Genomic DNA, 4342 nt, shown 5'->3' with positions numbered 1-4342 from the left:
TATTGCCGATAGAACCCGAACCTCGGATGTTTACCCGAGCCGGTGCCCCCGGACTACCTTCCGTTCGCATCACCTGCACTCCGGCGGCTCGTCCCTGCAACGCATTTTCTAAACGTCGCTCGGAAAGGCGGGTAATGTCCTGAGATTCAACTGAAGAAATCGCTCCGGTTAAATCTGATTTCTCTTGAGTACCGTATCCAACAACCACTACTTCTGAAAGTGATTGAATATCAGGTGACATAGCTAAATCAATAGTACTTTGTCCTCCAATATTTACCTCTTGGGTAACATAACCTACTGAAGAGAAAACTAAAGCTTCGGCATTGTCGGGTGCCGTTAGCCGATAGTTACCATCAATATCAGTCACCGTTCCGATAGTAGTAGCTTTAACTAGTACATTAACCCCGGGCAAGGGTTCGTTTTCCTCGTCGGTCACTTGCCCGGAAATGTCTCTTTCCACCACAATAGGAGCGCGTAGAGGAAGATTCTTCATGCGGTTGATCATACTCACGTTGGCTTCGTACAGGCTCTGCTCTTCTGAAGTAGATGGTTTTTCATCCGAAGACTTCGCCTCGCTGGATTCTTCCGGATAAATACCATAGATCTGGTCACTGATTTTCTCGTACTCTAAACCTAAGGGCTGAAGTACAGCTTCTAGTTTTTCGTCTAGCGTTTCTGCCTGCTGAAGGGTGCGAAGTGAGGCTCGCTTGCCTTCGATTAACTGGCTAGCGTAGTTGAACCGTATATCATGTTCGGTTTCTAACTTATCCAGTACATACTTCAGGCTGCCGCCCTCTTGTCGGGGTACAGTCACTTCCGGTTCCGTAGAGAACGGGGTGGACAGCGCAACCGTTTGGGCCATCGCAAAACTACTAGCTAGTGTGGCTAGTAGCAGTATGCCGCTTCGGATAAAATGGGGTAGATTGCTACTCATAATTATAGGGGTTATTTGATAGGTAATTGATTACATATAGTTTTTTAGGGCTTCCGCCGAACGCTATAAACCCCGCCTACTTCCTCAATCCTTAAAGCGAATGATTTCTCAAGCGTGGTAAATAGTACTGATATATCGTCGGCCGGGGTCGAACCGGTAAAAGTTAGTGCTTCTATTGTTGGGTCAACAAATCGCAATTGAAGACCGTAGTTATCGATTAGTATCTGCTGTATTTCTCGCAATGATTGATTATCAAAGTACAGTTCGTTCTCCTTCCAAGAAGATACATGGGCTTCTTTCCCAATTTTCTCTACTAAGAAAGACTGCTGCTGGTCTACCTGAACGGCTTCGCCTGGTTCCATAGCTACCAACTCATGATCATTCTTAGGCGACTTTAGCCGCACCTTACCTTCATCTAATACTATTTGAGTAATGCCCCGACGATCTTTTACATTAAAGGCCGTACCCAGCACCTCAATATCTACCTGCGCGGTGTGTACCACCATCTTTACAGGCTGATTATATGTAGCTTGGCGGCGAGTAACTTCAAAGTAGGCTTCACCGCTCAACCATACCTCACGGGTGGCATTTTCGGCTAAATCATCAGAATACGTAATTTTAGAATTGGCGTTAAGGTAGACTATTGAGCTATCGGGTAGTACTAATGTTTTTACCTCGCTGTACTGAGTCTCATGTGTTTGGGCTTGAGGCAAAAGATAGTACCAAGCTGCCAGAACTAGCAATCCTCCGGTTAAAGAGGCCGCAATCGCCCAATTTTTTACTGATGAGAAACGCTGTTTTGCATCCGCTTCATTGGATACTATAGATTGATACATTCGGCTTGAAGTAGCCGAATCCGGATTGGAAACGCCTGAGAGGTCAGTCCATAGAGCATGAAGCACTTCATCGTACTCTTTAGCTTCGCTCTGAAGCAAATAGCGATAAAGCTGCTGCTTTTCTTCTTGGGTGCAGTATCCGTTTAAGTACTTTTTAAGTAGTTGCTTAGCGTGATTCATCCAGATTTTTTTCCGAACAATATATACACTATATACAATTGGAAATAGAATGAGGATGACTCTAGTAAAAAAGAGCTCTTATTTTACATCCTACGCAATAAATATTATTATAGAATGTGATACAGCTAAGTATTGGTGGTATATTTTGCGAATTTAGAAAAACGCTAATAATAGAATGATACTGGCAGAGCGATAGCTCAATAAAAACCCTTTAATTGTTTTGGTAGCTTTGGTTAGCTGCGACTTCACCGTAGCTACTGATACACCCAGTACAGTGGCAATCTCAGTAGGTAGGTAACCCTCTTCAAAATGCATTTTGTAGATGATTTGCCGCTTTTCCGGAAGGGAATTAATCAGTTCATTGGTAAGTTTTTGGCATTCCGACAGCGATAGATCGTCCTCAGTAACCGTAGTGCTATCGTTTATCCACAAATTGCTCAGTGGTAGCTGTTGAGCCCGATTTGCTTGTTGCTTTAGGTGATTGTATGCACAATTGCGAGTGATGGTGTATAAGTAGTTTTCAAGGGAACGACTAGCATCTACTAAATGCCGTTTCTCCCACAATCGAATAAATACCTGCTGAGTCACTTCTTCGGCCTCAGTAGGCGATTTGGTGATCTTCAAACTAAAGGCGTAGACCTGCGCATGAAGTGCGTCAAAAATACGGCGGAATGCTTTAGGGTTGCCCTGAATAAAACGCTTTACTAACGACTCGGTAACAGCAACATTTGGCATATTTCTTAAAGAACTTATAACTGATATACTATATATACTTTTGATTTTACGAAATTGTTATCAGAAACCAAAAATAGTAAAACAATAATGTGTTAATGTATTACTATTATTTCACTTTCCGAATAACACGGCATAAACTTAGCCGTACAATAAACATTATTATAAGTATAGTATTGGATTTTACTACCTAACATTTAATGTACTATGAAGATCGGCGATAAAGTCCGCATGTTGCGGGGCAGCGAAGAGGGAATAATTACTCGTTTTTTGGAGAAAAATCTCATTGAGATTGAAATTGAAGATGGCTTTGGTATTCCGGTGCTGCGTAGCGATGTAGTAGTAGTAGCTCAAGAAGAAAAGAATTACTTTGACAAGCCGGAAAGTGCTCCCGCCCGTCCGTCTATGGCCGACGAAGGCACCGCTAAACCTAAGCAGCAGGGCATCTACCTCAGCCATGTAGCTATTAATGACAAGCAACTTTCGTTACACTTGGTGAATGCCACCGATTTTGAACTGCCCTTTTCAGTAGGAGAAGATGATAAAGGGAACTACCGGGGTATTCACGCCGGACTACTCTCACCCAACAGCACGGTTAAATTAAAGAATGCACAAATAGCCGAGTTTGACCAGTGGCCTACCCTAATTGTTCAGTTAATCTTTCACCGGAACGGTTACTTTACGCTGCGCGAACCTCTACAGCGACGCATTCAGTTTAAGGCCAACACCTTTTTTAAAAGTAAAACTACCGCTCCGGTACTGAACAAACCGGCTTTTGTTTTTCGGGTTGATGAGCAAATGGGCAAACCACTTGACCCCGAGAAACTGAAGGAAAATATGTTCAAGCGACAAAATGAGCATAACAATGAGGCTCCTATGGCCCGATTGGAGCGACCGCCGCGGGAAGTTGATTTGCATATTGAGAAGCTCACTTCAGAATACGATACCATGAGTAACCCGGAGATGCTGGAGTTACAGTTAAATACCTTTGAGGGAAAACTGGATCAAGCCATTGCCACCGGAATGGATGAAATCACCTTTATTCACGGAGTAGGCAGTGGGGTATTGCGCGATGCTATTCATAAACGCTTGGCGAAAATAAAGAACATCAATTACTTTCAAGATAGTATGCGCGATAAATTTGGTTACGGGGCCACTCGGGTTCGAATAAAATAGCGTATCCCATCGTTAGGGCTTAGAAGCTATATTCTTCGAGCTGCCAACCTATCATTTGAGTCATATTATTTATAAGATGCATAGTGCTATTGTGCATCTTAAGAATGCCTTGTATTATCATAAATTCTATGTTTTCCCTGCTGAAAAATCAACTCTAACTGCTTCTTAGAAATGAATGGTTGTGTTATGCGAAATATTGCGTTTGTCTTTATTATGATAAGCTGGAATCTGGTGGCCCAAACCCCGCTAGATACTACTCGCGTGGTTACCTACTACGATTCGGCTCAAACCATTCCTAAGGCAAAATACTTTATTCTGAATGATGACAGTACCCGAGCCCACGGTGATTATCTGCGCTACTTTCCGGACGGAAGTATCTCCGCCCGAGGGGTGTTCGACGATGGTAAAATGATTGGCACGTTCCGGGAGTTCTATCCTAACGGTGCCGTACAACGAGTAATCCCCTACCAAGCTGGTAAAAAAG

Annotated in this window: 5 protein-coding genes; 2 read left to right on the top strand and 3 right to left on the bottom strand. The window is 43.2% G+C overall.

All coding sequences use genetic code 11. From position 1 onward, the window contains the following. The 3 genes from WBA23_RS05165 to WBA23_RS05155 all read right to left on the bottom strand — a co-directional run. Positions 1-934 (bottom strand): carboxypeptidase-like regulatory domain-containing protein (locus WBA23_RS05165; RefSeq protein ID WP_424581182.1); only part of this gene is annotated, 934 nt, incomplete at its 3' end. Positions 935-978: 44 nt separating this feature from the next. After that, complete coding sequence (locus tag WBA23_RS05160) at positions 979-1950, bottom strand: FecR family protein (protein ID WP_424581181.1); 972 nt, start codon at positions 1948-1950, stop codon at positions 979-981. A 153-nt stretch (positions 1951-2103) separates the two neighbouring features. Next, positions 2104-2685, bottom strand: coding sequence for an RNA polymerase sigma factor (locus tag WBA23_RS05155; protein ID WP_424581180.1), 582 nt, complete (start codon positions 2683-2685; stop codon positions 2104-2106). A gap of 204 nt (positions 2686-2889) precedes the next feature. Between WBA23_RS05155 and WBA23_RS05150 the strand changes: the two genes are divergently transcribed. Then, positions 2890-3858: a DUF2027 domain-containing protein gene (locus tag WBA23_RS05150; RefSeq protein WP_424581179.1), complete on the top strand. Its 969-nt coding sequence runs from the start codon at positions 2890-2892 to the stop codon at positions 3856-3858. Positions 3859-4044: 186 nt separating this feature from the next. Beyond that, on the top strand, positions 4045-4342 hold a 298-nt coding region (locus WBA23_RS05145; RefSeq protein WP_424581178.1), incomplete at its 3' end, for a toxin-antitoxin system YwqK family antitoxin.

It is taken from the genome of Tunicatimonas sp. (genome assembly GCF_049647865.1).
Classification (GTDB): Bacteria; Bacteroidota; Bacteroidia; order Cytophagales; family Cyclobacteriaceae; genus Tunicatimonas.
The sequence above is the reverse complement of the archived record's forward strand: the minus strand, read 5'-3'. Positions and strand labels throughout refer to the sequence as shown.

Coding starts and splice junctions, on each gene's coding strand:
- WBA23_RS05155 (WP_424581180.1), bottom strand. CDS start 2,685: ATGCCAAATGTTGCTGTTACCGAGTCGTTAGTAAAGCGTTTTATTCAG.
- WBA23_RS05150 (WP_424581179.1), top strand. CDS start 2,890: ATGAAGATCGGCGATAAAGTCCGCATGTTGCGGGGCAGCGAAGAGGGA.
- WBA23_RS05160 (WP_424581181.1), bottom strand. CDS start 1,950: ATGAATCACGCTAAGCAACTACTTAAAAAGTACTTAAACGGATACTGC.